Source organism: Streptomyces sp. ST2-7A (genome assembly GCF_021390475.1).
Lineage (GTDB): Bacteria > Actinomycetota > Actinomycetes > Streptomycetales > Streptomycetaceae > Streptomyces.
The window spans coordinates 38,108-64,215 of record NZ_JAJUWS010000008.1 but is presented as its reverse complement, the minus strand read 5'-3'; the positions used below and the strand labels follow the sequence as shown (position 1 = coordinate 64,215).

The window sequence follows — 26,108 nt, the reverse complement described above, 5'->3', positions numbered from 1 at the left end:
TGCTCTCCTCGCCGATGCCACAGGTCATCGGCGGAATGGTATGGGGTGAACGGATGAACTGATCGGGTCCCGTGCGGGAATCGCGTGGTCCCGACGGGGTGTGCCGCCGCGGCGGGCGCCGGCCCCCTGTGGCAGGGGCACGCGCCGTTCGACGGCAACGGCTCATTCTTCCATGCCGCCGGGGCGGGGCCCAAATCGACCGTCCGCGTCCGGCTCCCAACCGAGTTCCGCGAGAAGCCGAAGGTCCGGGCGGTCCCAGCTCCCGGGAGGTGCGGCGCGCAGCAGGTCGGGGCGGTGCTCGGCGGTGCGCCGCAGGGCGTGGTCCCGGCGCCAGCGCGCGATGTTGCCGTGGTGGCCGCCGAGCAGGATCTCCGGAACCTCCCGCCCCCGCCACACCGGCGGCTTCGTGTAGACGGGGCCCTCCAGGAGGTGCGCCATGGAACCCGCCGCGAAGGAGTCGTCACGGTGGGACTCGACGTTGCCGAGAACCCCCGGCAGCAGCCGGACCACGGCCTCCACCATCACCAGTACGGGCGCCTCACCACCGGCGAGCACGTAGTCACCGATGGACAGCTCGCGCACTTCCGCGCGCTCCGCGTACTCCTCCACCACGCGCCGGTCGATGCCCTCGTAGCGTGCGGGGGCGAAAACCAGGTGCGGGCGTTCGGCGAGTTCGGCGGCGATCTCCTGTGTGAAGGGGCGCCCGCTGGGGGTGGGCACCACCAGTACCGGTCCGGTGTCCGACCGCGCCGCGGTTTCCGCGCCGTCTCCGTCGGTCGGCGGGCCGTCGGCCAGGATCTCGTCGAGCGCCTCACCCCAGGGCTCGGGCTTCATGACCATGCCGGGGCCGCCGCCATAGGGGGTGTCGTCCACGGTGTGGTGGCGGTCCCGGGTCCAGGCACGCAGGTCGTGGATCCGGATGTCGAGCAGGCCCCGGTCGGCGGCCTTGCCGACCAGCGAGAGTCGCAGCGGCGCGAGGTACTCGGGGAAGATCGTGATGACGTCCAGGCGCATCAGACCTCCCTCCCCCGTTCCCCGCCATCTCCCTCTTCGGGGTCACGGCCGTCGCCGGGCTCTCCGTCGGCCGCGTCGAGCAGGCCCGGTGGAGGGGTGACCAGCAGTCGGCCGGAAGCCGGGTCCACCTCGGGGACGATGGCGTGGACGAAGGGGATCAGTACCTCGCCACCGTCCGAACGTTCCACGACCAGCAGATCCTGCCCCGGCAGGTGGGAGATCTCGGCGACCCTCCCGATGACCGTTCCGGCCTCCGTGACCACCTCGAGGTCCACGAGTTGGTGGTCGTAGAACTCCTCGGGGTCCTCGGGTACCTCCTCCGGGTCCACCTCGGCGATCAGGAGGGTATTGCGCAGGGCCTCGGCGCCGGAGCGGTCCCGCACGCCCTCGAAGCGCAACAGCAGCCGACCGCTGTGAACCCGACCGGTCTCGATGGTGAGCGGTCCGACCTCCGGGGGGTCGGTGGCGAGGACGGCACCGGGGCCGAGCCGGATCTCCGGTTCGTCGGTGCGGACCTCGACCGTGACCTCACCGCGGATGCCGTGGGCCCGACCGATGCGGGCGACGACGAGCTGCACGGGATGGACTGCCTTCCGAATGAGCTGAAGGGACGGGACCGGTGAGGGCGGTGCCCTCCGGTGACAGCAGACCGGGCCGGGCGCGGCGGTGGCCGCACCCGACCCGGGTGGGTGCTGCGGGCGACGGGGTCGCCGGAATGGGGTGGCGGGAGGACTCAGCGCACCTCGTCGACGTCCACGAGGTCGACGCGGATACCGCGCCCCCCGAGAGCGCCGACGACGGTGCGCAGGGAGCGGGCGGTCCGGCCGTTGCGACCGATCACCTTGCCGAGGTCATCGGGGTGAACCCGGACCTCCAGCACCCGTCCCCGCCGCAGAGTGCGTGAGGCGACCTGAACCTCGTCGGGGTGTTCGACGATGCCCTTCACCAGGTGCTCGAGGGCTTCCTCGAGCATGCTCAGGCCCCGGCCGACTCGTCCGCGCCGGACTCGGCGTCGGCGGCCTTGTCGCTCTTCTTCGCCTTCTGGGTGATGGCCTCACCCTTGGCGTCCCCACCGGTGCCGTCGGTAACGGCCTCGAAGTGCACGCGCTCCGGCTTCGGCTCGGCGACCTTCATCGGCTCGGGGGCGGGCAGGCCCTTGAACTTCTGCCAGTCACCGGTGACCTTGAGGATCGCCGTCACGGGCTCGGTCGGCTGCGCGCCGACACCCAGCCAGTACTGCACACGCTCGGAGTCGACCTCGATGCGGGAGGGATTCTGCACCGGGTGGTACAGACCGACCTCCTCGATCGCGCGGCCGTCACGACGGGTACGGGAGTCGGCGACAATGATGCGGTAGTGCGGCGACCGGATCTTGCCCAGACGCTTCAGCTTGATCTTGACTGCCACGGCTGTGGTGTCTCCTGGAGTTGACGTGGGTGGACCGTGACGGTTTACCGCGTGGGGTTGCGGCGTCCGGGGCCCTGCGGACGCGTCAGCCGGAGGAGAGAGGGGTCCTGTACGGCCGGCGAGTTCAGCGGCCCATTGTGCCACACCGACCGCCCTCCCCCGAACGGACGCCGGGCCGTACGGCGGCAGGGCACGGGCGGGGCCGCTCCGACACCGACGCCCCGGCGGGGCGCCGGTGGGTGTTCAGGCGGCGGCGGTGACCGGGTCGACCGCTTCGTCGATACGGAACGGCTTGTTGCAGGCCCCGCAGACGATGGGGGCCTGGGCGAGCACCGAGGGAACGACCCGGACATTGCGGCCACAGTCGCAGACGGCCTTGACCCTCACTCCCCCGCCGGAGGATCCGTGACGCGCGGCCGGGCCCCGGAAGCTGCGCTTGGTGTCGGCCGCGGTGGCGGCGAGGTGCGCCGAGAGAGCCCATTGCAGGCGTTCCGCGGTCTGCCGATGGCGTCGACGGGCGCCGGCGTTCATCACCACCAGGGAGAAGCCGCTGCTGGGGTGGGGTTCCTCCGGGTGCTCCAGCCCCAGTTCCTCGGCGATCGCCAGGAATCGACGGTTGTGGTAGCGCCCCGCGCGGGAGGTGTCGCGGACACCGCGGGCGGCCGCGATGCCGTGTACCGCCTCGTGCAACAGACGCTCGAAGGAGAGTTGGGCGCCGCAGGCGGAGGAGGACTCGCCGATCAGGGATTCGGGAGCCGCCAGATCGGGGAGCTCGGGATGGTAGCGCTGAATGTCGGACCAGGCGAGCGCCAGCTCGGCGGCGAGGACAGGTGGTGTCGTGCTCACGTCGGGATTAACGACTCGGCCCCCCGGGGCGTTCCGATTGTGGAGAAAGTCTCCGAATTTGAACTTACCGGTCAGTACGTGACGAGGTGTCACCATCCGGGACGGAAAGCCACCGGTGGCGGGGATCCCGGACCGGGGTGACCCGATGCCGGCATGCCATCCCCTCGCTCCCGGTCCCCGGCCCCTCCCCCGCGCCGTCCCCGCTTCGCGGTGGAGTCGGAGCGGAGGGGGAAACGGCGCCCCGGGCGACCCCGGCGATATGGCCCGAAGGACCCGGGCAGCGGGGGGAGTCGACGGTGAGACGACAGGGGGAATCGGAGGCGGTCACGGAACTCCGGAGGGGCCCCCATGGCTCCCCGCGGTGCCCGGAGCCACCACCGGAATCCGGCGCCCGATTCCCGACATCCGTTCCGGGAGCCCATCGGATGGCTCCCGCCTTCGTTCGATGCTTCCCCGATGCCGTCACCAGCGGGCCCCCGGCCTCGACACGTGTCGTGCTGTCGTACTGCGGCGCCCGGACGCGACCGGCGGGAGGGCGGACTCCCGATCGGTACGCGCGCGCCATCACGGCCAGCGTACCCGGAGCGTCATCGGCCCCGGGGACCGACCCGTCCGCCCCCACCGGGCACCGCACCGTGACCCCTCGGCGGCCGGCGCCATCTCACCCTCCGCCCCCGGGGGCGGTCCGGGGGATCCGTGCCCAGTCGCCGGTGGGGCGGCCTCGATCGCCTCGGCCGCCGCGCTCACGTCGGTGGACGGCCCCGGCGACGTGCTCGCGGGGGTCTCGCGTTCCAGCACGACATCGATCGCGAGGACATCGACCGGAAAGTCTGCGTACACCTCACGATGGATGCGGGCCGCGTGGTCCCGGGCCTCCTCGGGGGTGGCGTGCGCGGTGTGCTCCTCCTGCCACAGGAATTCACTCGTCCGGAGGAATACCCTCGGACGCGTCTCCCAGCGCACGACATCGGCCCACCGGGGTTGATCAACAGCGGCGGGTCCCGGGGGCCCCGGATCCACTCGGCGAAATACTCGTTGACGATCGATCCGGAGGTGGGGCACCCCACCACCGGTTTCCCGCGCGCTTTCCCCCGCCGTGGGTGACCGCCGCCGGTTCGGGGCCAAGCCCTCGACGTGCCCGGCCTCACGGGTCGGGTACGACCGGGGGATGAAGAGCGGGAAATAGGCGTTCTCGGCACCCGCCGCCTTGATTCGGACATCCATTTCGGAGTGCGTGCGCTCCCACAACCCGTACCCGTACGGTCGAACGACCATGGTCCCGCGCGCCGGGCCGTGGTCGTCCGGTTCCGCTTCGGCGATCAGGTCCTGGTACCAGCGGGAAAGCGCTCCGCGCGAGGAGTGAGCCCGGATGCCTTGGTCATGGCCGGAATGCCACGACTCCGTGGGGCAGAAGCGTGAATCCGGACCCTTCGGCCCCTGGACGGGGGGAGCAACCGGGAGTTATCTGGCATACAGGAGCAGGGAGGCCGACAGCAGCGGACCGCACCCGACCCGTCGATTGGGGCACGGCCATGACACCAACGCTGATCCACCACGACATCAACCGCCTCTCCCGCACCCGGGACTGGGCCGAGATCCAGGAGCGCATGCTCCTGCCGCTCTACGAAGCGGTGTACGAACGCACCGGAGTGGGTCCGGGCACGCGCCTGCTGGAACTGAACTGCGGTTCGGGACTGGCACTGCTGCGGGCCGCCGCCCGTGGCGCGAGTGTCACGGGTACCGAACCCGACCCCGAACGCCTGCGGCTGGCCGGGGAACGCCTGCTACCCGATCCGGTCTGGGGCTGGGGCACCCGGCGCTGGCCCGCCCGACTGCTGTCCTCTCTCCCGGCGAGTGCCCGCGAGGCCGGACAATCGATCCGGGCCCCGTTCACCCTGATCACCTCGTTCGGCTCCCCACCGGCGATGGATCAGCTGCGCCGCGCCGTCGCGCTGGCCGAGCCGGGGGCCGGTGTCGTCCTCTCGGGGCGGGGTCGCCCCGAGGAGTGCGCCGTCAGCGCCGCGCTCCGGGTCGGCGACCGCCTCGGCCGCACCGTGCGGGACCCGGCGGACGGGGGAGTCGGTGGAGAGGCGGCGGAGACCCCGGACGCGCCGGGCGCGGCCGGGCTGCGGGAGATCGCGCTCGCCGCCGGGATCCGCCCGGTGGAGGAGGGTGAGGTCGGCTGCCCCTTCGGCTACCCGGGCATGACCTCCGCGCTGCGCGGCCTGCTGGCCACGGGCAGCTTCGACGAGGCGGTGCGCGGCGTGGGGGTGGACCTGGTCGCCAAGGAACTGGCGGAGGCGCTGAACCCGTATCTGGGGTCTGACGGATCCGTGTGGCTGTCGAACATCCTGCGGTACGTCGTGTGCCGGGTGCCCGGCGAGGCGGATGCCGGAGCCGTCCGGGTCTGAGTCCGAGTTCGGCGTCGCTCCCGGACGCCCTCCCCCGTTCCGTTCCCGGGACGGGAGGGCGTCGGCACACCGACCCGGCCGCGTCCCCTCGACCCGCCACGGAAGCGGGCCCGTGGCGGGGGAGGCAACGGCTGTCGGGGCGAAAAGGGTATCCGGTCGAAGACGGCCCCTCAGCGTCCCGGCGGGAGCATGTCGCGGAACTCCTTGGGCAACTCGAACGAGCCCGGGTCCCCGTCCGCGCCGGGGATGCCGAAGGCGTTGCCCTCGCCCTCGCGACGCGCCGCCTCCGCGCGCTCCTCCTCCTGCCGCTTCATCGGGTTGCCGCTGCGTCGCTTGCCCTTGGCCTTCTTCTGCGGCTTGCCGCGCTTCTTCGAGGCTCCACCCGCGCCCGGCATCCCGGGCATGCCCGGCATGCCCGGCATCCCGCCGCCCTGCGCCATGCGGGACATCATCTTGCGGGCCTCGAAGAACCGCTCCACGAGGTTCTTGACCGCGCTGACGTCCACACCGGAGCCACGGGCGATACGGGCCCGACGCGAGCCGTTGATGATCTTCGGATCGGCGCGCTCACCCGGTGTCATCGACTTGATGATGGCGGCGGTGCGGTCCACCTCGCGCTCGTCGAGGTTGTTGATCTGGTCCCGCATCTGCCCCATCCCGGGCATCATGCCCAGGAGCTTGGAGAGCGAGCCCATCTTCCTGACCTGCTCCATCTGGCTCAGGAAGTCATCGAGGGTGAACTCCTTGGGGCCCTTGGCGAGCTTCTCCGCCATCCGCTCGGCCTCTTGCCGGCTGAAGGTCTGCTCCGCCTTCTCGATGAGGCTGAGCACATCCCCCATGCCGAGGATGCGGGAGGCCATTCGGTCGGGGTGGAAGGCGTCGAAGTCGTCGAGCTGCTCGCCGTTGGAGGCGAACATGATCTGCCGGCCGGTGACCCGGGCGATCGAGAGGGCCGCGCCACCGCGTGCGTCGCCGTCGAGCTTGGAGAGCACGACACCGTCGAAGCCCACCCCGTCGCGGAACGCCTCGGCGGTGGTGACCGCGTCCTGGCCGATCATCGCGTCGACGACGAAGAGGATCTCGTCGGGGGAAACGGCGTCGCGGATGTCCGCGGCCTGCCGCATCAGCTCCTCGTCGATGCCCAGCCGACCGGCGGTGTCGACGATCACCACGTCGTACTGCTTCTCCCGGGCGTGGGCGATGGAGTCGCGGGCCACGGTCACCGGGTCGCCCACCCCGTTCCCCGGCTCGGGGGCGTAGATCGCCACCCCGGCGCGCTCGGCGACGACCCCGAGCTGGTTGACGGCGTTGGGGCGCTGCAGGTCGCAGGCGACCAGCAGCGGCGAGTGCCCCTGGCTCTTGAGCCAGCGGCCCAGCTTGCCGGCGAGGGTGGTCTTGCCCGCGCCCTGGAGGCCGGCGAGCATGATCACCGTGGGCGCGGTCTTGGCGAACCGCAGCCGGCGGGTCTCGCCGCCGAGGATGCGGACCAGTTCCTCGTTGACGATCTTGATGACCTGTTGGGCGGGGTTCAGGGCCCGGGAGACCTCGGTCCCCGCCGCCCGCTCCTTGATCTCCTTGATGAAGGAGCGCACGACCGGCAGGGCGACATCCGCCTCCAACAGGGCGATGCGGATCTCGCGCGCGGTGGCGTCGATGTCCGCCTCGCTGAGGCGTCCCTTGCCCCGGAGGTTCTTGAACGTCGCGGCAAGGCGATCGGAGAGAGTGTCGAACACGGCGCTCGCGGTTCCTTCACGTCGGAGAGCGGGACAGCGGTGTCCTTCAGGGTATCCGCCCGCGACCCCGTTCCGGGCCCCGGGCGGTTCCGCGCCGGCCACCGGGTCCCGGATCAGGAGGCCAGGGCCCGCTCCACCTCCCGGGCGAGGGCCGCGGCCCCGGTGGCCGGAAGCGGTCCGCCGTCGGGCCCGGTGACGTAGAAGGCGTCCACCGCGTTCGAGCCCAGCGTGCTGACGTGGGCGCTGCGCACCCGCACCCCGCGGTCCTCCAGCGCGCGGCCGATGCGGTACAGCAGGCCGGGGGCGTCCTGGGCCCGTACCTCGATGACGGTGGCCAGGCGGGAGCCCAGCGGAGCCACACCGACCCTCGGCGGCGGGGCCTGGAGTGCCCGGCGGCGGGGCCGCCGGTAGGCCGCCTCGCGTTCGGCCAGACGGGCGGAGATGTCGAGGGAACCGTCCAGCGCGCGGACCAGGTCGGCCCGCAGTCGCTCCGCCCGGGGCAGCGAGCCGAACTCGGCCGCCACCCGCCACTCCAACAGCAACGCGGCACCCTGGTCCGCGGGGCGGATGCTGCGCAGTTCGGCGGATCGGACGGTGAGGCGGTGCAGGGCGAGCACCCCCGCCACGGCGGGCAGTACCCCCGGTCGGTCCGGCAGCGCCACCACCAGCTCGACGCCCACCGGCTCGGGGGCCGCGGGCTCGGCCGGAGCGTCGTGGTCGTCGACCTTTCCGACCGGCGTGTTGCCGGAGCCGTCCCCCGCCCCCGCGGAGGTCGGGGACGGCTCCGGCGGGGTGTGCAGGGTGAGCACCGGTCCCCCGGTGGACAGCGCCTCCAGGGCCAGACGTTCGTCCCCGGCCGAGTTCACCGGTGTGGTGGGCACGCCGGGGGAGCCCGCCCCCGCCGTGTCGGCGGCGGGCTCCGTCGCCGTGGCACCGTCCCCGTCGGTGGTCGTCCGCAGGTGTTCCGTCACCCTCTTGACCAGGTCGGCGATGAGCGAGGCCCGCCACGTCGACCAGGCCGCGGGGCCGGTGGCCAGCGCGTCGGCCTCGGTGAGGGCGTGCAGCAGTTCCAGCGTGTCGATCCCACCGACCGCGGTCGCCACGTGCTCCACGGTCGCCGGGTCCTCCAGATCCCGACGGGTGGCGGTCTCCACCAGCAACAGGTGGTGGCGGACCAGGCGCGCCAACACCTCGGTGTCCTCCGGGCCGAAACCGATCCGGACGGCCATGTCACGCGCGATGGTCTCCCCCGCCACGCTGTGGTCGCCGGGCCAGCCCTTGCCGATGTCGTGCAGCAACGCGGCCACCAACAGCAGGTCCGGACGGCGCACCCGGCGGGTCAGCGCACAGGCCCGAACAGCGGTCTCCACCAGGTGACGGTCCACGGTCCAGCGGTGCACGGGATTGCGCTGCGGCCGGCAGCGGACCCGCTCCCAGTCCGGGAGCAGGCGGGTGATCAGACCCGCCGCCTCCAACGCCTCCCAGACCGGGACGGCGTCCCGGCCGGAGCCGAGCAGGATGACGAACTCCTCGCGGGCGTCCGCCGGCCAGGGGACCGGCAGCGGCGCGGCGGCCTCCGCGAGGCGGTGCACGGCGGGCAGGGCGAGTGGCAGGCCCGAGCGGGCGGCCGCGGCGGCGGCGCGCAGCGGCAGCACCGGGTCGCGGTCGGGGCGGGCGGTACGGGCGAGCACCACTTCGCCGTCCTGCTCCACCACTCCCTCGGCCAACGGCAGGCGCTCCTCCGTGGCCCCCCGGCGCCCCGGCCGGCCGGCGAGCAGGCCGCGCAGGCGGTGGGAGGGGCGGGTCCGGCCGGAGCGGGAGCGCAGCACCCGCCCCACCTCGCGCCAGGTCACGTCGGAGGCGTAGGCGATGGTGCGGGCGGCCTCGTAGACACGGCGCAGCAGGGCGTCGGCGTCCAGCAGGCCGAGGGCCTCGGCCACCTGGGGCTGGTCCTCCTGGGCGAGGCGGTCGGTGGCCCGGCCGGTGGTGAGGTGGAGGGCGTCGCGCACGTCGAGCAGGGTGGCGCGGGCCTCCTCCAGGCCCCGGCGGGGGGCGTCGGCGACCCAGGAGGCGGCGACGGCGCGGAGCGCGGTGACGTCCCGCAGCCCGCCCCGGGCCTCCTTGAGATCGGGTTCCAGGAGGAAGGGCAGCTCGCCATGACGGCGGGCCCGTTCCCGGCCCATCTGGTGGAGTTCGGGGAGCCGGGAGGGGGCGTCGGAACGCCACCGGGCCGACAGGGAGGTGCGCAGCTCGGCGGTGAGGGTGTCGTCGCCGGCGACGTGTCGGGCGTCCAGGAGACCCAGGTGGACCTTGAGGTCCTCCCCCGCGGTGCGCCGCGCCTCCTCGAGGGTGCGCACCGAGTGGTCGAGGGACAGACCCATGTCCCAGACGGGGTACCAGATCCGGTCGGCGGCGGCGGCGATCTCCTCGCGGGCGGCCCGACCGTCGTGGAGCAGCACCAGGTCCAGGTCGCTGCGGGGAGAGAGTTCACCGCGTCCGTAACCGCCCACGGCGACCAGGGCGCACCGTGGCCGGGCCGGGGCGCCGTCCGGGGTCGGCGCGTTGAGCAGGCCGGTGAGCCAGAGGTCGGTGGCCCGGGAGAGTTCGGCGCGGCGGCCGGCCCCGGTGGGGCCGTCCCCACCGAGGAGGCGGAGGCGGGCGGCGGGGTAGGACTCGTCGGATCCGGCCCGGCTGCCGGCGTCGCGGCTGGTGTCGGCGGTCATGCGGTCACGGCTCCCCGTTGTGGTCGGTCGGTGTCCACCCGGGCCGTCCGCGCCCGGCGGCATCCCCTCCGGCGAAGGGCCTCGTGGCCCCACCGGATGGAAGTCGGCCCGGTGGGTTCCGGCGCGCGCCGGAACCCACCGGGTCGGATTGCTCGGATCAGAGGGCGTCCGGCCCCCGGTCCCCGGTACGCACCCGCACCGCGGACTCCACGGGGACGCTCCACACCTTCCCGTCACCGATCTTGCCGGTGCGGGCGGCCTTGACGATGACGTCGATCAACTGCTCGGCGTCCTCGTCCTCGACCAGGATCTCCAGACGGGTCTTGGGCACCAGGTCGACGGTGTACTCCGCGCCCCGGTAGACCTCGGTGTGACCTCGCTGGCGACCGTAGCCGCTGGCCTCGGTGACCGTCATACCGTGCACCCCGAACGCCTGGAGGGCGTCCTTGACCTCGTCCATGCGGTGCGGCTTGATCACCGCGGTGATGAGCTTCATGCGTCCACCTTCTTGTCACCGGTCTGCGTGGCGGCCGGGATCCGGTCCCCGGCGGAACCGGCGGCGGAACCGCCACCGGACTGGCTGAAGTCGTACCCGCTCTCCGCGTGGTAGACCTGGTCCAGGCCCGTCAGTTCGGCGTCCTCGTCCGCCCGGAAGCCGATCGTGTGCTTGATGGCGAGGGCGAGCAGCAGGGTGACGACGAAGGAGTAGACGAGCACCGCGCCCGCCGCGATGGCCTGCAGGACGAACTGGGCGAAGCCGCCGACCTCGATGGCCAGGAAGCCGACCATGAGGGTGCCGATGAGGCCACCGACGAGGTGGACACCGACGACGTCGAGGGAGTCGTCGTAACCCAGCTTGTACTTCAGGCCGACCGCCCAGGCGCAGGCCGCGCCGGAGACCAGACCGATGGCCATCGCGCCCATGGGGGTGACGTCCGCACCGGCCGGGGTGATGGCGACCAGGCCGCCGATGGCGCCGGAGGCGGCACCCAGGGTGGTGTAGGCGCCGTACCGCAGGCGCTCGTAGATCAGCCAGCCGAGGACGGCGGTGCCGGTGGCGACCATGGTGTTGAGGGCCATCAGGGCGGCGGTGCCGTTGGCGGCCAGTTCCGAGCCGGCGTTGAAGCCGAACCAGCCGAACCACAGGAGGGCCGCGCCCAGGAGCACCATCGGCAGGTTGTGCGGGCGCATGCCCGAGTCCTTCTTGAAGCCGATCCGCTTGCCGATCACCAGGACCGCGGCCAGGGCCGCGATGCCCGCGTTGATGTGGACCGCGGTGCCGCCGGCGAAGTCGATGACCTCCCGGCCGTCGATCTCCAGTCCGCCGATCCAGCCGCCCTCGCCCCAGACCCAGTGCGCGACCGGGAAGTAGACGATGGACACCCACACGGCGACGAACAGGGCCCAGGCGCTGAACTTGACCCGCTCGGCCAGCGCGCCGCTGATGAGTGCGGGTGTCAGCACGGCGAACATCAGCTGGAAGACGGCGATGGTCAACAGCTCGGGGGTGTTGTCCAGGTCGAGCATGCCCTGGAAACCGATGAAGTCGAAGTTGCCGAAGAGGCCGCCCCCCTCACCGTTGACGTCGGTACCGAACGCCACGCTCCAGCCGTAGAGAACCCACAGCACGCTGGAGATGCCCATGGTGATGAAGCACATCATCAGCATGTTGAGAGCGCTCTTGACACGGATCATGCCGCCGTAGAAGAAGGCGAGGCCGGGGGTCATCAACATGACCATGGCGGCACAGATCACCACAAATGCGATATCTGCTGCTTCCAAGGTGAACGTCTCCTCAGTGGTAACGACCCGTGCGGGCGGAATCTGGGCGGGTCGGGATGCGCCACACACTCCCGGAGGGGGATTTCGGTCGATGCCACCGGATGTTTCACGGTCATGACAATGAATCCGCGCGTGTTACGCACCCATGAAGCACGCATGGACGGCGGGGGTCCCGCACGACATGTCCGATCCGGGGCGCCGGGGGCCCCGGAGGGAGCGGCGGGCGGGGGCGACGGGAGCATCCCCGGGTCGTGTGGGCGAACGGTCCGCGCCCCGGAACGGCCTCCCTCCGGCGACGGAGGCGAGCGGGTGGGGCCCGGCGTTCCGGGACCGGAGTCCGCGTGCTCCCGCACGGCGGAGCGACGGAGTGGTGTGGCGGGGAACCGGATGGGGCCGGGGCGCGGGAGACGGTGGTCAGGTCTCGCGGGTGATCCCCGCGCCGGGCAGTTCGACGGCCATCCGCTCCTGTAACCGCATCACCGCGGGCACGTCGCCGAACTCCCGGGCCGCCGCGGCGGCGGTGCTCCGAAGCCGGTCACAGACCCGTTCCGAGCGCAGTCGCGTCGTCACCTCCAGCGCCTCCATGGCGCGCTCCGCGGCGGCCTCGGGTTCCCGGCACAGCAGGTGGACGGTGGACAGGCCGATCAGACACAGTGCATACGAACGTCGCGGCCCCGGCTCGCCCACGTTCCCGCTGCGCTCCAGTTCCTCCCGGAAGAGGTCCACCGCGGTACCGATCCGCCTCCGGGCCGGAACGGTGTGATCGGGATCGGCGTCGGTGGCGTAGGCCAGGTCCCGGTAGGCGTGGCCGTTCTCCGCGTGCAGTTCGGCGGAGGTGAAGAAACCGATCCAGCCCGGCTCGCTCTCACCGGCGCGGATCTCGGTGAACACATCGTCGGCGGTGTCCACGGCACGCCGGGAGCGGCTGGTCTGACCGAGCGAGGCACGGGCCCGGGCCTCCAGCGCGTGCAGCATCGACAGCAGTCGCGCGCCCGCGTCCTCCCGACCCCCGTACTGCGCGAGGGTCACCAGTTCCAGGGCGTCCGTCGGGCGACCCAGATGGATCATCTGGCGGGCCATCTGGGAGAGGACGAGAGCGCCCAACGGACGGTCCCCGGCCTCCCGCGCCGCGTGCAGGGCGAGCACGAAGTACTTCTGCGCGGTGGGCTGCAGCCCGATGTCGTAGCTCATCCAGCCGGCCAGCGAGGACAGTTCGGCCGTCACCCGGAACAGCCGGCGGCGCACCCGGCCCGGGCGCGGCTCGCGGAGCAGGTCGGTTACCTCGTGGAGTTGCCCGACGACCGCCTTGCGACGCAGCCCTCCGCCGCTCTGGGCGTCCCAGTCACGGAACATGGCGGTGGTGTCGTCCAGTAACTCCAGGTCGCCGGCGGAGAGCGGCGGGACGGAGACATCGGGGAGCGGTGGGGTCGGGGACGCCTGCGCGGGGATCGACGGGGTGCCGTGTTCCGCCGGTCCGCCGTCCCCCGTTCCCGGCTCCCCCGCGCCAGGTCCGGGCGCGAGCCAACGCTGCATGGGTTCGATCAGGGTGGGACCGGCGGAGACGGTGAGTGAGGTCCCGAGGAAGCCCCGACGGCCGAACATCAGGTCACTGCGGGAGAACTCGTTGATCATCTCGGCGGTGCGGGGGCCGACCCAGGGAAGGTCCACGCCGGAGGTGGTGGCGGTCCGGCGGGTGGCCCGCAGTCCGAGGTCCTCGACGGTGACCACACACCCGAAGCGCTCGGAGAACAGTTCGGAGAGGATGGTCGGGATGGGCTCCCGGGGCTGCTCCCCGTCCAGCCATCGCCGTACCCGCGAGGTGTCGGTTCCCACGTGGTGGACACCGAGTCGACCCGCGCCACGGTTGACCTGACGGGCCAGTTCGCCCTTGGACCATCCACTGCGTTCGAACCAGGAGGCCAGCCGATCGTTGGGCGGCTTGGGGAAACCGCCGATGTTCTCCGCGTCCCCGGGGTTGTCGCTCACCGTTCGGGCCCCCATTCCGACTCCGCCCCCGGCGGAGTCGACCGGTCGTCACTCGTGCTCCCCGTCACCACCGCGCCACCGGCGTCCCGCGTCCGGAATCGAGCCGTGGGGCCGGCCTTCTGTATGCAATCCGTGATCCGCGCGCGATCCCCCCGTGATCCGGCCCGGGTGACCGTCACACCGGGTTCGATGGTCACCTCTTCCTCTTCGGGACCGCGCCGTCCCCCGACACGTCGTACGGGGAGGCGCCGTCCCGCTCCCCGGGTCCGGGAAACGCGACCCCGGGAGCCACCGGCGACGACTCCGCCGTGCCGCGGGGAGAACCCCACCGGGCGACCGAAAGTATTTCGGTGGAGTCGGATCGGGGGAGGCTCGCCGGTCATTCGCCACCATTCGCCACCCCTCGCCGCAGAACCTATCCCCCGGTATCCGCTGTTCACTGGACGAAGGGGCGATCACCGACCCCGAAACGGGGCACCACGGGGGCGCACGGTTGCGCGTCAAAGCGCTCGAAGGACCCCGGCGCGCGACGGAGCCGATCCCGGGAGGACGACCGGCCCGTCGCGCCGGGGCCCGTAACCATCCGGCCCGAGGACCGTTGGAGGGGGCATGGGGATCACGATCGGCGGTACCGGAGAGGTCCGGGGGGAGCTCCGGGAGATGCGACTCTTCCCACGGGTGCCGCGCAGGCGCGGTACGGACCCGGTGGGGACGGCGGTGGCCGAGTACACCGCGCTGCGCGGCTGGGACGTGGTGCCGGGGGTTCGGGCCCGATACCGCGCCGGGCGCGCGGAGTGCTCCTGCGCTCGGGCCGCCTGTCCCGCTCCCGGCGCGCATCCCTTGAGCACCGACCCCGCCGCGGGCCTGACGATCCCGGCCGGGACCCCGTTGCCGGAGGCCCTCACCCGCTGGTCCCGTACTCCGGGAGCGAGCCTCCTCCTGCCCGCCGGCCGGTTCTTCGAGGTGCTGGACGCACCGGGGGCCGCCGGTCGCGCCGCACTCGATCGGCTGGAGCGCCTGGGTCTGTCCACGGGCCCGGTGGTCTCGGCCCCCGGCGGACGGCTGTGGTTCCTCGTCGCCCCGGGCATCACGGCGGAGCACCCGACGGACGCGCTCCGCACCGGCGACGGGTGGCGTCTCCCGGACGCCGACCTGCGGGCGGTGGGCCGGGGCGGGTACGTGACCGCCCCACCCTCCGACCACGCGGGGCGCGGACCGGTGCGTTGGCTGCGCGACCCCGGCCCCGACACCGGGCCGGACCCCACCGGCGGGCGGATGCTGCTGCGTGCGCTGACCCACCTGTGCCGGCGCGGCGGTCCCCCTCGCGGATGACGGGGGTTCCACGGGGTTCGCCCACCGGGCGCCTTCCACGGGGGTGGTGCCCGATCGATGACGCGCCCCCGAATTCCTCCGGGGGCGCGTCATCGATCGGGGCCGGGTCTCGGCGGGACGCCGCCCGCACCGACCCGGTGTCGTTCAGCCGATGAGGGCGTCCACGAACGCCTCCGGCTCGAAGGGGGCCAGGTCGTCCGGTCCCTCGCCCAGCCCGACCAGCTTCACCGGGACCCCCAGTTCCCGCTGGACCGCCATGACGATGCCGCCCCTGGCGGTGCCGTCCAACTTGGTGAGCACCAGGCCGGTCACGTTGACCACCTCGGCGAAGACCCGCGCCTGGATGAGGCCGTTCTGCCCGGTGGTGGCGTCCAGGACCAGGAGTACCTCGCCCACCGGCCCCTGCTTCTCCACCACTCGCTTGACCTTGCCCAGCTCGTCCATGAGGCCGGTCTTGGTGTGCAGCCGGCCGGCTGTGTCGATCAGCACCACGTCGGCACCCTCGGTGATGCCCTCCCGTACCGCGTCGAAGGCGACCGAGGCGGGGTCGCCGCCCTCGGGACCGCGCACCGTACGGGCGCCGACCCGTTCACCCCAGGTCTGCAACTGATCGGCGGCGGCCGCGCGGAAGGTGTCCGCGGCTCCCAGGAGCACCGAGTTGCCGTCGGCGACCAGCACCCGGGCCAGCTTGCCGGTGGTGGTGGTCTTCCCGGTGCCGTTGACACCGACCACGAGCACCACCGCCGGTAGTTCACCGCCCTCGGCGGAGACCCCGCCCTCCGTGCGCACCGACCGGTCCACGTCCGTACCGATGATCGCGAGCAGTTCCTCCCGCAGGAGCGCCCGCAGTTCGTCGGGGGTGCGGGTGCCCAGCACCCGGACCCGCTCGCGCAGCCGCTCCACCAGTTCGGTGGTGGGGCCGACGCCCACATCGGCGGTGAGCAGGGTGTCCTCGATCTCCTCCCAGGTGTCCTCGTCCAGGCGGTCACGGGCCAGCAGGGTCAGCAGGCCCTGCCCGAGGGCGTTCTGGGAACGGGCGAGTCGGGTACGCAGTCGCACCAGCCGACCGACGGTCGGCTCCGGGGTCTCCGTCGGGGTCACGGGCTCCGGCGGGACGACGGTCCCCGGCTCCTCGTCGATCCCGGTGGTGCCGGGCTCGGCCGACGGCGGACGGGCCGCCCCGGGGAGTTCGACATCCTCGACCGTGCGGCGCAGCGGTGGGGCGGACTCCGCCGAGTCCTCCCCCACCTGTGGCTCGGCGGGCGGGGCGGCCGTCGCGGGGCGGTCTTTCGTCGGAGCCCGGGACGAACGGCTGCGGGTGATGACGAGCCCGCTGATCGCGCCGATCGCGACCACGGCGAGCACCACGGCGAGGAGGAGGATGTCCATCGGTTCCCTAGGATGCGCCCGTGCGGGGCGCGGTCGGAGCGGTCCGGTCGCCTTCAGTATCGCCCGGGGGCGCCCCGGAACCGGGGCGCCCGCCGGCCCGGCGGGTTCGGGTCGGCGGGCATCCGGGTGGTCGCCGGGAGCGAGGTCAACCATCCGCTCCCGGCGACGGGGTGGGGAGGAGTCAGCCCATCTCCTCCAGCGCCTTGCCGCGGGGCTCGGGCACCCACTTGAGGACGAAGACGAAGGAGAGGAGGGCGAAGGTCGCGTACATCACGTAGGCGCCCGAGAGGTTCCAGTCCGAGAGGGTCGGGAAGCTCTGACTGATCGCGAAGTTGGCGAGCCACTGGGCGGAGGCCGCCACGCCCAGGGCGGCGGCGCGGATCCGGTTGGGGAAGATCTCACCGAGCAGCACCCAGACGACCACGCCCCAGGAAAGGGCGAAGAAGAACACGAAGGAGTGCGCGGCGACCAGGGCCAGCGTGGCCTGACCATCCGGCAGGCGGATGTCGTCACCGGTTCCGGTGCGGTGGGAGAAGGCCCGGGCCGCCAGTCCCAGGGAGACCGTCATACCGGCGGACCCGATGAGGGCCAGGGGCTTGCGACCGATGCGGTCCACCAACAGCATCGCGATCACCGTGCCGACGATGTTGATGAGCGAGGTGGTGAAGGAGTAGAAGAAGGAGGCGTCGGGGTCGATGCCCACCGACTGCCACAGCGAGTTGCTGTAGTAGAAGATGACGTTGATCCCGACCAGCTGCTGGAAGATCGACAGTCCGATGCCGATCCAGACGATCGGCAGGAGGCCGGCCCGACCGCCGAGGAGGTCCCGCCACCCCGGGCGGTGCTCGGTCCGCAGCTTCTCACCGATCTCCCGGACCTTGGCATCCGGGTCGATGTCGGCGGCCTCCACCTCGGCGAGGACCCGCCGGGCGTCGTCCGATCGGCCCCGGGAGATCAGATAGCGCGGGGACTCGGGGATGCGCAGGCTCATCAGACCGTAGAGCGCGGCGGGCACGACCTCGATGCCGAGCATGACCTGCCAGGCCTCGAGTCCGAGCAACTCCCCGCGTTGATCGCCGCCCGCCAGGTTCAGCACACCCCAGTTGACCAACTGGGAGATGGCGATGCCGAGCACGATCGCGGCCTGCTGGAAGGAGGCCAGTCGCCCCCGGTACTCGGCCGGCGAGACCTCGGCGATATAGGCGGGTGCGACGACGGAGGCCATACCGATGGCCACGCCGCCCAGGGTGCGCCAGAACGCGAGGTCCCAGACGGTGAACGGCAGCATGGAGCCGATGGCGCTCATGGCGAACAGGAGTGCCGCCAACTGCATGACCCGGATGCGCCCCAGCCGGTCGGCCAGCCGTCCGGCGACCACGGCACCCAGCGCGGCTCCGAGCAGGGCGATGGCCACGACGGTGCCCAGGGCTCCCGATCCCACTTCGAAGCGTCCCCGGATCCCCTCGACCGCGCCGTTGATGACCGCGCTGTCGTAACCGAAGAGGAAGCCGCCCAGGGCGGCCACGGAGGCGATGAAGACGACGTGCCGCAGGTGTGGGGGGCGCCCCCCGGGCGCGTCCCGGCGAGCCTTGTCGGTGGTACTGGTCACGTTTTCTCCTGGTTCCCGGCGGCCCTGCCGGGACGGGGTGGGACGGGGTGGGACGGGTGGATGTCGGGACGGGCGGGTCCGCCCCTCGGGGCGCACGAGCGGACTCCGCCAGAGGTTAATCATTCAACTTGTGAAGTCAAATCGGGGCACCGGGATCAACAGGAGGGAGTTTCCCGGTGAACATCGATCGGGATCGTTCGACCTCTGAAGCGGCGATGAGCCACGGAAGCGGGGCGACACGACCACGGGCGACCTCCTTCGGGCGCTCCCCGGACATCCGGGGAGGATGCGCCTACCCCGGCGCGCCCGCTCCGGAACGGGCCAGTCGCTGCCCGATGACCTTGGAGACGCCGTCCCCCTGCATGGAGACCCCGTAGAGGGCGTCGGCGATCTCCATCGTCCGCTTCTGGTGGGTGATCACGATGAGCTGGGAACTCTCCCGGAGCTCCGCCATGATGCCGATGAGCCGGCGCAGGTTCGTGTCGTCCAGTGCCGCCTCCACCTCGTCCATCACATAGAAGGGACTGGGGCGGGCCTTGAAGATGGACACCAGGAGCGCCACCGCGGTGAGGGAACGCTCACCACCGGAGAGCAGCGAGAGCCGTTTGACCTTCTTGCCCGGGGGACGCGCCTCCACGTCCACACCGGTGGTGAGCATGTTCTCGGGATCGGTCAGCACCAGTCGTCCCTCACCGCCGGGGAAGAGTCGTCCGAAGACACCCTCGAACTCGCGCGCCGTGTCCCGGTAGGCGGCGGTGAAGACCTGCTCCACCCGTTCGTCAACCTCCTTCACCACTTGAAGAAGGTCGGTCCGGGTCCGGCGCAGGTCCTCCAACTGCTCCCCCAGGAAGCGGTGGCGCTCTTCCAGGGCCGCGAACTCCTCCAGCGCGAGGGGGTTGACCTTCCCCAGTTGCCGATGGGCGCGCTCGGCGGCCCGCAGCCGCTTCTCCTGTTCCGCGCGGACGAAGGGCACCGGTCGGTTGCGGGGGTGTTCCGGGTCCGCGGGCGACTCCTCGCCCTCGGCGGCCGGCGGGGGCGGCACCGGTTGGTCCGGGCCGTACTCGCGCACCAGGGTGTCGGGCTCCACCCCCAGTTCCTCCAGCGCCCGGGCCTCCAACTGCTCGATGCGCAGTCGTTTCTCCGCTCCCAGCACCTCCCCCCGGTGCACCGAGTCGGTCAACCGGTCCAGTTCCTCCTTCAGTTCGCGTCCGCGGCGGCGCTCCGCCGTCAACGCCTCCTCGCGCTCCGTCCGGGCCCTCTCCATCGTCCGCCGGTCGACCTCCGCGCGGGCCAGGGAGACGGCCACCCGTGCCGACAACATTCGGGCGGCGGCGGCCACCGCCCCGGCGACGGCCGCCTCGTGCCGACGGCGTTCCCGTCGTCGTTCGGCACGGAGCCGGGCCTCGCGCTCCGCGCGAGCGGCACGGTCCAGGGAATCGGCCCGTCCCGCCAGCGCGCGCACCCGTTCCTCGTGCGTGCGCAGGTGGAGCCGGGCCTCCATCTCGGTCTGACGGGCGTTGGCGGCGTCGGCGGCCAGCCGGTCCCGGATGCCGGTGTCCGGTTCCTCCGCCGCTTCCGCGTCCTCCTCCAGAACGGTGAGTCGCTCGGCCAGTTCGGCTTCCTCCTCACGGGCGCGTTCCAGCTCCGCCCGGGCACGCTCGACCTCCCGGGTGGCCCGTTCCACCTCCGCGGCGGCCGCCGCCGCCCGCCCGTCCAGGGATCCCGACTCCCGGGCGAGTTCCGACCGGCCGCGCTCGGCCGCCGCCATCGCCCGCTCCAGTTCTCCCGCCCCGGCTCGGCACTCCTCCCGCGCCGCGCGCGCGGAGTCGAGCCGGTCGGCGAGTTCCGCGGCCCGCTCCGCGATCGCCTCCAGGCCGGCCGCGGTCTCCTCCACGGCGGCCCGGACCTCCAGCGTGCCGGGGGCCCCCGCGGATCCGCCCCGGGCCAGTCGCCGGGAGAGGACATCCCCCTCGACGGTGACGGCGGTCAGTTCCGGGTCCCCCTCGATCAGCTCCCGGGCCCGGACCGTGTCCGCCACCACCACGGCCCGGCGGAGCAGGGAACGGGCCGCCGCCAGGATGTCCGGGGGGCCGGAGAGCAGGTCGGCGAGGGGCCGTGCCCCCTCGGGAAGGGGTTCGACGAGGGGCCGTCCGGCGGGGGCAGGAGACGAACCCGCCGAACCCGCCGGGTCGGTGAGGAGGAGAACCGCCCGTCCCTCCTCTCCCTTCCGCAACAACCGCAACGCCTCGACGGCGGTGTCGGGACCGTCCGCCACCAGGGCGTCCGCCACCGGGCCCAGGGCGGCCCCGACCGCGACCTCGTATCCCGCTTCCACGACCAGGAGGTCGGCCAGCGTTCCCGGGATGCCGGGCAACCGTCGATCCGGGTCCAGAAGCGCGGCGCTGCCGTCACGACGACGCAGCGACGGCAGCAGCGCCTCGTGCCGTGCCGCGAGGGCCGCGCGCTCGCGTTCGGCCGCGGTGTGTTCGGCCGTGATCGCGGCCACCTCCCGGTCGGCCTCCTCGACGGCGGCGCGGGCGGCCTCCAGACGTCGCGCCAGTTCCGTCGCCTCCGCCTCGCGGCGGGTCACGGCGGCACGCAGTTCCTCGTGCCGTTCCCCGGCCGACCCGGCCCGACGCGCCGCCTCCTCACGGGCCTCCACGAGGCGCTCGATACCGGCGGCGGCCGACTCGGCCCGTCCCCGCGCCGCGGTGAGCCGGCCGTTGAGCCGGGCGAGGTGTTCACGACGGTCGGCCGCCGCCCGGTGCGCGTCCCGCAGACGGCGCTCCTCGGTCTCCACGGCGCGTTCGAAACCGGCGCGGTGCTCGGCGGTGTCCTCCAACGCGCGTTCGGCGGCCTCCATCGCCGCCGTCAACTCCGCCTCCTGCTCCCGGATCCGGGCCGCCTCCCGTTCCAGATCCTCCGGGTCCCGGCCGCGTCGCTCCTCCGGTTCGTCCGAACGGGCGGCGGTCACCCTGGCCTCGGCGAGCCCGACGGTGCCGCGTACCCGCTCGTCGAGGCGGGAGAGTTCGTGCCACACCCCTCGTGCGGTGTTCAACCGGGGCGCGAGAGTGGTGATCTGTTCCTCCAGCGCCGCCTCCCGGCGGGTCGCCCCGGCCAACCGACGCCCGGCCTCCTCACGACGGGTGCGCAGCGCGGCCTCGTCCGCGATCTCCGCCCGCAGGGCCTCCCGCTGACCGACCAACTCGTCGGCGAGCAGACGCAGACGGGCGTCGCGCAGGTCGGCCTGGATGACGGCGGCGCGCCGGGCCGCCGCCGCCTGTCGTCCCAGCGGTTTGAGTTGGCGGCGCAGTTCCTCGGTGAGATCCTGCACCCGGGCGAGATTGGCCTGCATCGCGTCGAGTTTCCGCAGCGCCTTCTCCTTTCGCTTGCGGTGCTTCAGGACCCCCGCCGCCTCCTCGATGAAGGCCCGGCGGCCGGTGGGATCGGCGTGCAGGACCGAATCCAATTGCCCCTGCCCGACGATGACGTGCATTTCGCGGCCGATACCCGAGTCGGAGAGCAACTCCTGGATGTCCAGCAACCGGCAGGTGTCGCCGTTGATCTGGTACTCGCTACCACCGTTGCGGAACATGATCCGGGTGATGGTGACCTCGGTGTAATCGATCGGCAGGGCGCCATCGGAATTGTCGATGGTCAGTGACACCTCGGCCCGACCGAGTGGGGGCCGGCCCGTGGTGCCGGCGAAGATCACGTCCTCCATCTTGCCGCCGCGCAGCGACTTGGCGCCCTGCTCCCCCATCACCCACGAGAGCGCGTCCACGACATTGGACTTGCCCGATCCGTTGGGACCGACGACACAGGTGATGCCGGGCTCGAACCGCAGCGTGGTCGCCGAGGCGAAGGATTTGAACCCGCGCAGGGTCAGGCTCTTGAGGTGCACGCCACCGGACTTTACCGGGCATCTACGGATGATCACCCGGGTACCGGCCCCCGAAGTCGTGATCGGACCGGCGGTCCGGGGCGAGCCCCGGCACCGGTCGACCTCGCGCTCCGGGAGACTCCGGGCGGGTTCTCCGGTGGTGTTTCCGATGGCGCCGCCGGTCTCCGGCGTTCCCGGCACGCCCCTCCCCCTTCGTCACCGACGGGGACCGGAGACGGAAGGTTTCCGGGAACGGGGCACGCCCGCCGGGGGCCGACCGCCGACGGGTCCGCGCGATGCCGAAGGATTGTTCGTTTCGACCCGGGGTACACGGGGCACATCACTCCGTGAGCGCTTCCCTCGGGGTCGACCGGTCCACGGGGATGGTGCGATCGCTGCGAGTGAACGGGAGTGTGGAGCGGTTCGCCGACGAAGGACGGGCGGATCCGCGAAGAGAGTCCCGGTCCGCGAGGATCATTCCTCGGCCGGGAGAAGAAGCCGAGGAACCGGGAGCCGTGGCCGTATCGCGGGGGGTCCGCGTGATCGGTGCCGGCGCGAGCGGGCGGGAAGGACGTCCGGGCGGATCACACTTGGCGACGGCGGAGTGGATGACGACACGTCCCATGGGAATGTCGGGGTTCGGGCCCCCGAAGCCCCCGGGACATGACGAAGGGACGCCGAGGCGTCCCTTGCATTCTTCCCTGCGCGGGAGATCCGCTTCCGATCCGGGGATCAGGTCAGAGCGGGCTCCGCCTGGTGTACATCGATGCTGTCGAGCACCGAGTCACGCCGTGCGGCGGCGAGGGCGTCGTTCTCGGCCTGAACCCGGACGAGCTGGGTCTCCAGGTCCTGAACGCGCCGCTGAAGCCGTCGCATCTCGGCGAGGACTCGGGGGTCGGTGCCGCCGACGTATCCGAGAAGCGCCTTTGCCATGATGGATGGTCCTCCACACTGAGTGACCGACCGAAGCCGTTGGTGGGTCGTGAGGTGTTGTGATTCCGCGGTGTCGCCCTGCGCATGTCACCCGTTTCCGGGCAACACGATCGGGCTGCGCGGGACTTTCAGAGTCTCACCAAAAGAGGGGACGGTCAACACGATCACACCGCGCACCCATCGTCGGGCGGCCCCCGAAAGGGGGGTCGCGGACGATTGAGCCACCCCGTTCGGTACTTCCCGGGAAGGAGGATTCCGGTGCCGGGGCATTCAGTCGATCACCATCTGCGCGGCAGCCTCGCACGTGGGACCGGGTATGGCAAGCGCTTTGCGGGAAAACGTGGGAGACCGCCCGCTCGATGATCACCTGATCGAGAAGTCGCGGTAATCACCGCGCGGTGTGTCCCACATCTCAGTCAAACCGCTCACCTCGCCGGGCGTGGCGCCACCGCCCAGCCACTCCAGGAGCGCCTCGCAGTTCTCCCCAGGCCCTTCCGCGACCACCTGTACGCGACCGTCGGCCAGATTGGACGCGAACCCGCGGAGCCCTCCGATCTCCAGAGCCCGGGCACGGGTGAACCACCGAAAACCCACACCCTGCACCCGCCCCCGAACCCAGACGGTCAATCTCACGGGCCCTTCCGCCCTTCCCCTTCCCTCGGGATCCGGGGCTCTTTCGACATCGGGGCGAAAGTCATCCGATTCCGGGAAGTTCGGTGATGTCCGGGGGTCCGAGGAGCTCATGTGACGCACGCTATCCGGTCGTTTCCGGCAGGCGCGCCCGGGTTCTCACCCGGATGCCGTACAGTCCACTCCGACGCGCCTAACCCTTTCGAGTGAAGCGCGGAATGTTTCATCCTGCCGCGATCAGCGCGGTCGGAGCCGCAGTCGTCGAGTTCCAGGAGGACGGTGCCGCCGATGGGACGCCACCGCCGATCCGTTCCCGGAAGGGGCACGCACCGCAAGCAGGCACCGGCGAGAGCCGGCCTGTTGGGCGTGTCCGCCGCTCTGACCGTGGGCGCCGTCGCAGCCGGGGCGGGAGTCCTGCCCGGAGCGGCCGAGCGCTTCACCCTGGATGATCTGCACACCTTCCAGGCGGGTGGTGACCGTTCCGGCGCCGTGTCCGGCAGCCCTTCCATCCAGGGCGGCCGTGGCGGCGAGAGCATCGACCGCGGCGAGGAACGCCCCTCCCTCCCCTCCGCCTCCCCCTCCGAGACCGCGGAGGAGAAGGAGAACCGGGAACGGGAAGAGGCCGAGGAGGAGATCGAGGAGCCGGAGGAGACCGAGGAGCCGGAGGACACCCCGGAGCCCGAACCCACCCCCGAGGCCACCACTCCCTCCGCCACCCCGGACCCCGAGCCCGGTACCACGGCCCCCGCTCCGAGCACCTCCGCGCCCGAGTCCTCGCGCACCACGAGCCCGCCCGGCCAGCAACCGTCCACCGGCACCCCGTCGGGCAGTGAGGATCCGGCGGAGACCGCCGAGGCCGAGGTCCTGCGTCTGGTCAACGTCGAGCGTGCCCGGGCCGGTTGCAGCCCCGTGGTCCAGGACACCGCCCTGGGACGGCTGGCCCGTGACTTCAGCCGGGACATGGCGAACCGTTCCTTCTTCTCGCACACCGATCCCGACGGCCGATCCCCCTGGGACCGCGCGTCGACGGCGGGGATAGGCAACCTGGGCGGGGAGAACATAGCCCGCGGCCAGCAGAGCGCCGCCTCGGTGATGGAGTCCTGGATGAACAGCGAGGGACACCGCGCCAACATCCTCAACTGCGACTTCCGCACTCTGGGCGTCGGTGTTCACCTGGGCCCCGGTGGCCCCTGGTGGACCCAGAACTTCGGCTACTAGACCGTACCCGGGGGCGGCGCCGGACGGCGCCACCCCCGGTTCCGATGGGGTGTGTGCTGTCCGGTGTTTCCGCCGGACAGCACACACCCCATCGCCGCGTCCGCCTCCGGACCACGGGAACGGGGGCGCCACCCGTCGGGCGCCCCCGGCCGCCCCGGAACCCGCGAGGGCGCGACCCCCGCGACCCCGGGCACGGCCCCGCAAGAACGGGACCGCGCCCGCAAGGGTCCGCCCTGTCCATCGGCCGGGCGGACAGCACCCGGGACGGCGGGTCAGGCGGAGCGGAGACCGGCCCCCGGGCCGCGGGAAACCGGCGCGCGGGCCCGCGGGGGTCGCTGACAGACCGGGCACCAGTAACTGGAGCGGTTCATCCACGCGTCCCGTCGTATCGGGGTGGCGCAGCGCCGACACGGCGCCCCGGCCCGTCCGTAGGCGTTGAGCGAACGGTCGAAGTACCCCGACTCGCCGTTGACGTTGACGTAGAGGCTGTCGAAGCTGGTTCCCCCTGCCTCCAGCGCGGCGGCCATCACCTCCCGGACCCCGGACAGGAGTTCCTCGACCCTCGGCCGGGTGAGCGTCGCGGTGGGTCGGTCGTAGTGCAGGCGCGACGACCACAACGCCTCGTCGGCGTAAATATTGCCGACCCCGCTGATCAGCGTCTGGTCCAGCAGGGCCCGCTTGACGGTGGTGCGCCGGCGCCGCAGGGCCACGAGGAACGCCTTCTCGTCGAAGGCGGGATCCAGCGGGTCACGGGCGATGTGGCCCATCACGTCGGGCAGTCCGTCGGTGTCACCCGGCAGGCAGGGATGGAGGGAGAGCCCTCCGAAGGTCCGTTGGTCGACGAAGCGCAACTCACCCGGTCCGGCGTCCGTGAAGGAGATCCGCACCCGCAGGTGACGCTCGTCGGGCGCCTCCGACGGCTGGATGAGGAGTTGTCCGCTCATGCCGAGATGGGCGAGGAGAGAGAAGACCGGAAGGTCGCCCCCGCCCTCCGGCTCCCCCTCTTCCGTCAGGGGGAGCCAGAGGTACTTGCCCCGTCGACGGGGGATGGCGAGACGACGGCCGACGAGCCGGTCCGCGAAGTCACGGGGGCCGGGCCCGTGGCGTCGGACGGCCCGCGGGTGGAGAACCTCCACCCGCGCGACCGTGCGACCCGCCACCCAGCGTTCCAGACCCCGGCGCACGACCTCCACCTCGGGCAGTTCGGGCACC

The 26,108-nt window shown here is 72.2% G+C and carries 19 protein-coding genes and 1 pseudogene; 3 read left to right on the top strand and 17 right to left on the bottom strand.

Annotated features, from left to right (window positions below):
* Positions 1 to 162: 162 nt before the first annotated feature.
* From trmD to LZF96_RS07120, 6 genes and pseudogenes are all read right to left on the bottom strand, one after another.
* Positions 163 to 1,014, bottom strand: a complete 852-nt coding sequence (gene trmD, locus LZF96_RS07145; RefSeq protein ID WP_233867302.1) for a tRNA (guanosine(37)-N1)-methyltransferase TrmD — start codon at positions 1,012 to 1,014, stop codon at positions 163 to 165.
* Positions 1,014 to 1,592, bottom strand: coding sequence for a ribosome maturation factor RimM (gene rimM / locus LZF96_RS07140; protein WP_233867293.1), 579 nt, complete (start codon positions 1,590 to 1,592; stop codon positions 1,014 to 1,016). The genes trmD and rimM overlap by 1 nt, the downstream gene beginning before the upstream one ends.
* A 155-nt stretch (positions 1,593 to 1,747) precedes the next feature.
* Positions 1,748 to 1,987: an RNA-binding protein gene (locus tag LZF96_RS07135; RefSeq protein ID WP_143623946.1), complete on the bottom strand. Its 240-nt coding sequence runs from the start codon at positions 1,985 to 1,987 to the stop codon at positions 1,748 to 1,750.
* Positions 1,988 to 1,989: 2 nt separating this feature from the next.
* Positions 1,990 to 2,421, bottom strand: a complete 432-nt coding sequence (rpsP, locus tag LZF96_RS07130; RefSeq protein WP_233867279.1) for a 30S ribosomal protein S16 — start codon at positions 2,419 to 2,421, stop codon at positions 1,990 to 1,992.
* Between the two features lie 243 nt (positions 2,422 to 2,664).
* Positions 2,665 to 3,267, bottom strand: a complete 603-nt coding sequence (locus LZF96_RS07125; RefSeq protein WP_233867277.1) for a hypothetical protein — start codon at positions 3,265 to 3,267, stop codon at positions 2,665 to 2,667.
* Positions 3,268 to 4,018: 751 nt separating this feature from the next.
* Positions 4,019 to 4,649: pseudogene (locus LZF96_RS07120) on the bottom strand (proline--tRNA ligase); the annotation flags it as partial.
* A 150-nt stretch (positions 4,650 to 4,799) separates the two neighbouring features.
* Here LZF96_RS07120 and LZF96_RS07115 point away from each other — a divergent pair.
* Positions 4,800 to 5,678, top strand: a complete 879-nt coding sequence (locus LZF96_RS07115; RefSeq protein ID WP_233867273.1) for an SAM-dependent methyltransferase — start codon at positions 4,800 to 4,802, stop codon at positions 5,676 to 5,678.
* Positions 5,679 to 5,848: 170 nt separating this feature from the next.
* Here LZF96_RS07115 and ffh read toward each other — a convergent pair whose 3' ends face one another.
* From ffh to LZF96_RS07090, 5 genes are all read right to left on the bottom strand, one after another.
* Entirely contained in the window at positions 5,849 to 7,411 is a 1,563-nt protein-coding gene (gene ffh, locus LZF96_RS07110; protein WP_233867271.1) for a signal recognition particle protein, read from the bottom strand.
* 113 nt (positions 7,412 to 7,524) lie between these two features.
* The gene (locus LZF96_RS07105) at positions 7,525 to 10,134 is read right to left on the bottom strand and encodes a [protein-PII] uridylyltransferase (RefSeq protein WP_233867269.1); all 2,610 of its coding nucleotides are present in this window, start codon (positions 10,132 to 10,134) and stop codon (positions 7,525 to 7,527) included.
* Between the two features lie 157 nt (positions 10,135 to 10,291).
* The gene (locus tag LZF96_RS07100) at positions 10,292 to 10,630 is read right to left on the bottom strand and encodes a P-II family nitrogen regulator (RefSeq protein ID WP_233867253.1); all 339 of its coding nucleotides are present in this window, start codon (positions 10,628 to 10,630) and stop codon (positions 10,292 to 10,294) included.
* Positions 10,627 to 11,958: an ammonium transporter gene (locus LZF96_RS07095; protein ID WP_374203146.1), complete on the bottom strand. Its 1,332-nt coding sequence runs from the start codon at positions 11,956 to 11,958 to the stop codon at positions 10,627 to 10,629. The genes LZF96_RS07100 and LZF96_RS07095 overlap by 4 nt, the downstream gene beginning before the upstream one ends.
* Positions 11,959 to 12,330: 372 nt before the next feature.
* Positions 12,331 to 13,917 (bottom strand): hypothetical protein, encoded by a 1,587-nt coding sequence (locus tag LZF96_RS07090; protein WP_374203136.1) that lies wholly within the window; start codon positions 13,915 to 13,917, stop codon positions 12,331 to 12,333.
* Between the two features lie 594 nt (positions 13,918 to 14,511).
* On the opposite strand from LZF96_RS07090, the gene LZF96_RS07085 reads away from it, so the two are divergent.
* Positions 14,512 to 15,234: a bifunctional DNA primase/polymerase gene (locus LZF96_RS07085; RefSeq protein ID WP_233867244.1), complete on the top strand. Its 723-nt coding sequence runs from the start codon at positions 14,512 to 14,514 to the stop codon at positions 15,232 to 15,234.
* Positions 15,235 to 15,378: 144 nt separating this feature from the next.
* On the opposite strand, the gene ftsY is transcribed toward LZF96_RS07085, so the two are convergent.
* The 5 genes from ftsY to LZF96_RS07060 form a co-directional block, all read right to left on the bottom strand.
* The gene (gene ftsY / locus LZF96_RS07080; protein WP_233867242.1) at positions 15,379 to 16,623 is read right to left on the bottom strand and encodes a signal recognition particle-docking protein FtsY; all 1,245 of its coding nucleotides are present in this window, start codon (positions 16,621 to 16,623) and stop codon (positions 15,379 to 15,381) included.
* Between the two features lie 181 nt (positions 16,624 to 16,804).
* Positions 16,805 to 18,232: a sugar porter family MFS transporter gene (locus LZF96_RS07075; protein WP_233867240.1), complete on the bottom strand. Its 1,428-nt coding sequence runs from the start codon at positions 18,230 to 18,232 to the stop codon at positions 16,805 to 16,807.
* A 292-nt stretch (positions 18,233 to 18,524) separates the two neighbouring features.
* Complete coding sequence (smc, locus tag LZF96_RS07070) at positions 18,525 to 22,136, bottom strand: chromosome segregation protein SMC (protein ID WP_233867238.1); 3,612 nt, start codon at positions 22,134 to 22,136, stop codon at positions 18,525 to 18,527.
* Between the two features lie 711 nt (positions 22,137 to 22,847).
* Positions 22,848 to 23,048, bottom strand: coding sequence for a hypothetical protein (locus tag LZF96_RS07065; protein WP_233867235.1), 201 nt, complete (start codon positions 23,046 to 23,048; stop codon positions 22,848 to 22,850).
* Positions 23,049 to 23,411: 363 nt separating this feature from the next.
* Entirely contained in the window at positions 23,412 to 23,681 is a 270-nt protein-coding gene (locus tag LZF96_RS07060) for an acylphosphatase (RefSeq protein WP_233867232.1), read from the bottom strand.
* Between the two features lie 285 nt (positions 23,682 to 23,966).
* Here LZF96_RS07060 and LZF96_RS07055 point away from each other — a divergent pair, with 285 nt between their 5' ends.
* Complete coding sequence (locus tag LZF96_RS07055) at positions 23,967 to 24,896, top strand: CAP domain-containing protein (RefSeq protein ID WP_233867229.1); 930 nt, start codon at positions 23,967 to 23,969, stop codon at positions 24,894 to 24,896.
* Positions 24,897 to 25,168: 272 nt separating this feature from the next.
* Here LZF96_RS07055 and mutM read toward each other — a convergent pair whose 3' ends face one another.
* Complete coding sequence (gene mutM, locus LZF96_RS07050) at positions 25,169 to 26,107, bottom strand: bifunctional DNA-formamidopyrimidine glycosylase/DNA-(apurinic or apyrimidinic site) lyase (protein WP_233867226.1); 939 nt, start codon at positions 26,105 to 26,107, stop codon at positions 25,169 to 25,171.
* Position 26,108: the final 1 nt, after the last annotated feature.

Bases quoted from the DNA above. Each gene is read 5' to 3' on its own strand.
- trmD (WP_233867302.1), bottom strand. From the start codon at position 1,014: ATGCGCCTGGACGTCATCACGATCTTCCCCGAGTACCTCGCGCCGCTG.
- LZF96_RS07135 (WP_143623946.1), bottom strand. From the start codon at position 1,987: ATGCTCGAGGAAGCCCTCGAGCACCTGGTGAAGGGCATCGTCGAACAC.
- LZF96_RS07115 (WP_233867273.1), top strand. From the start codon at position 4,800: ATGACACCAACGCTGATCCACCACGACATCAACCGCCTCTCCCGCACC.
- LZF96_RS07105 (WP_233867269.1), bottom strand. From the start codon at position 10,134: ATGACCGCCGACACCAGCCGCGACGCCGGCAGCCGGGCCGGATCCGAC.
- LZF96_RS07100 (WP_233867253.1), bottom strand. From the start codon at position 10,630: ATGAAGCTCATCACCGCGGTGATCAAGCCGCACCGCATGGACGAGGTC.
- LZF96_RS07090 (WP_374203136.1), bottom strand. From the start codon at position 13,917: ATGGGGGCCCGAACGGTGAGCGACAACCCCGGGGACGCGGAGAACATC.
- LZF96_RS07085 (WP_233867244.1), top strand. From the start codon at position 14,512: ATGGGGATCACGATCGGCGGTACCGGAGAGGTCCGGGGGGAGCTCCGG.
- ftsY (WP_233867242.1), bottom strand. From the start codon at position 16,623: ATGGACATCCTCCTCCTCGCCGTGGTGCTCGCCGTGGTCGCGATCGGC.
- LZF96_RS07065 (WP_233867235.1), bottom strand. From the start codon at position 23,048: ATGGCAAAGGCGCTTCTCGGATACGTCGGCGGCACCGACCCCCGAGTC.
- LZF96_RS07055 (WP_233867229.1), top strand. From the start codon at position 23,967: ATGGGACGCCACCGCCGATCCGTTCCCGGAAGGGGCACGCACCGCAAG.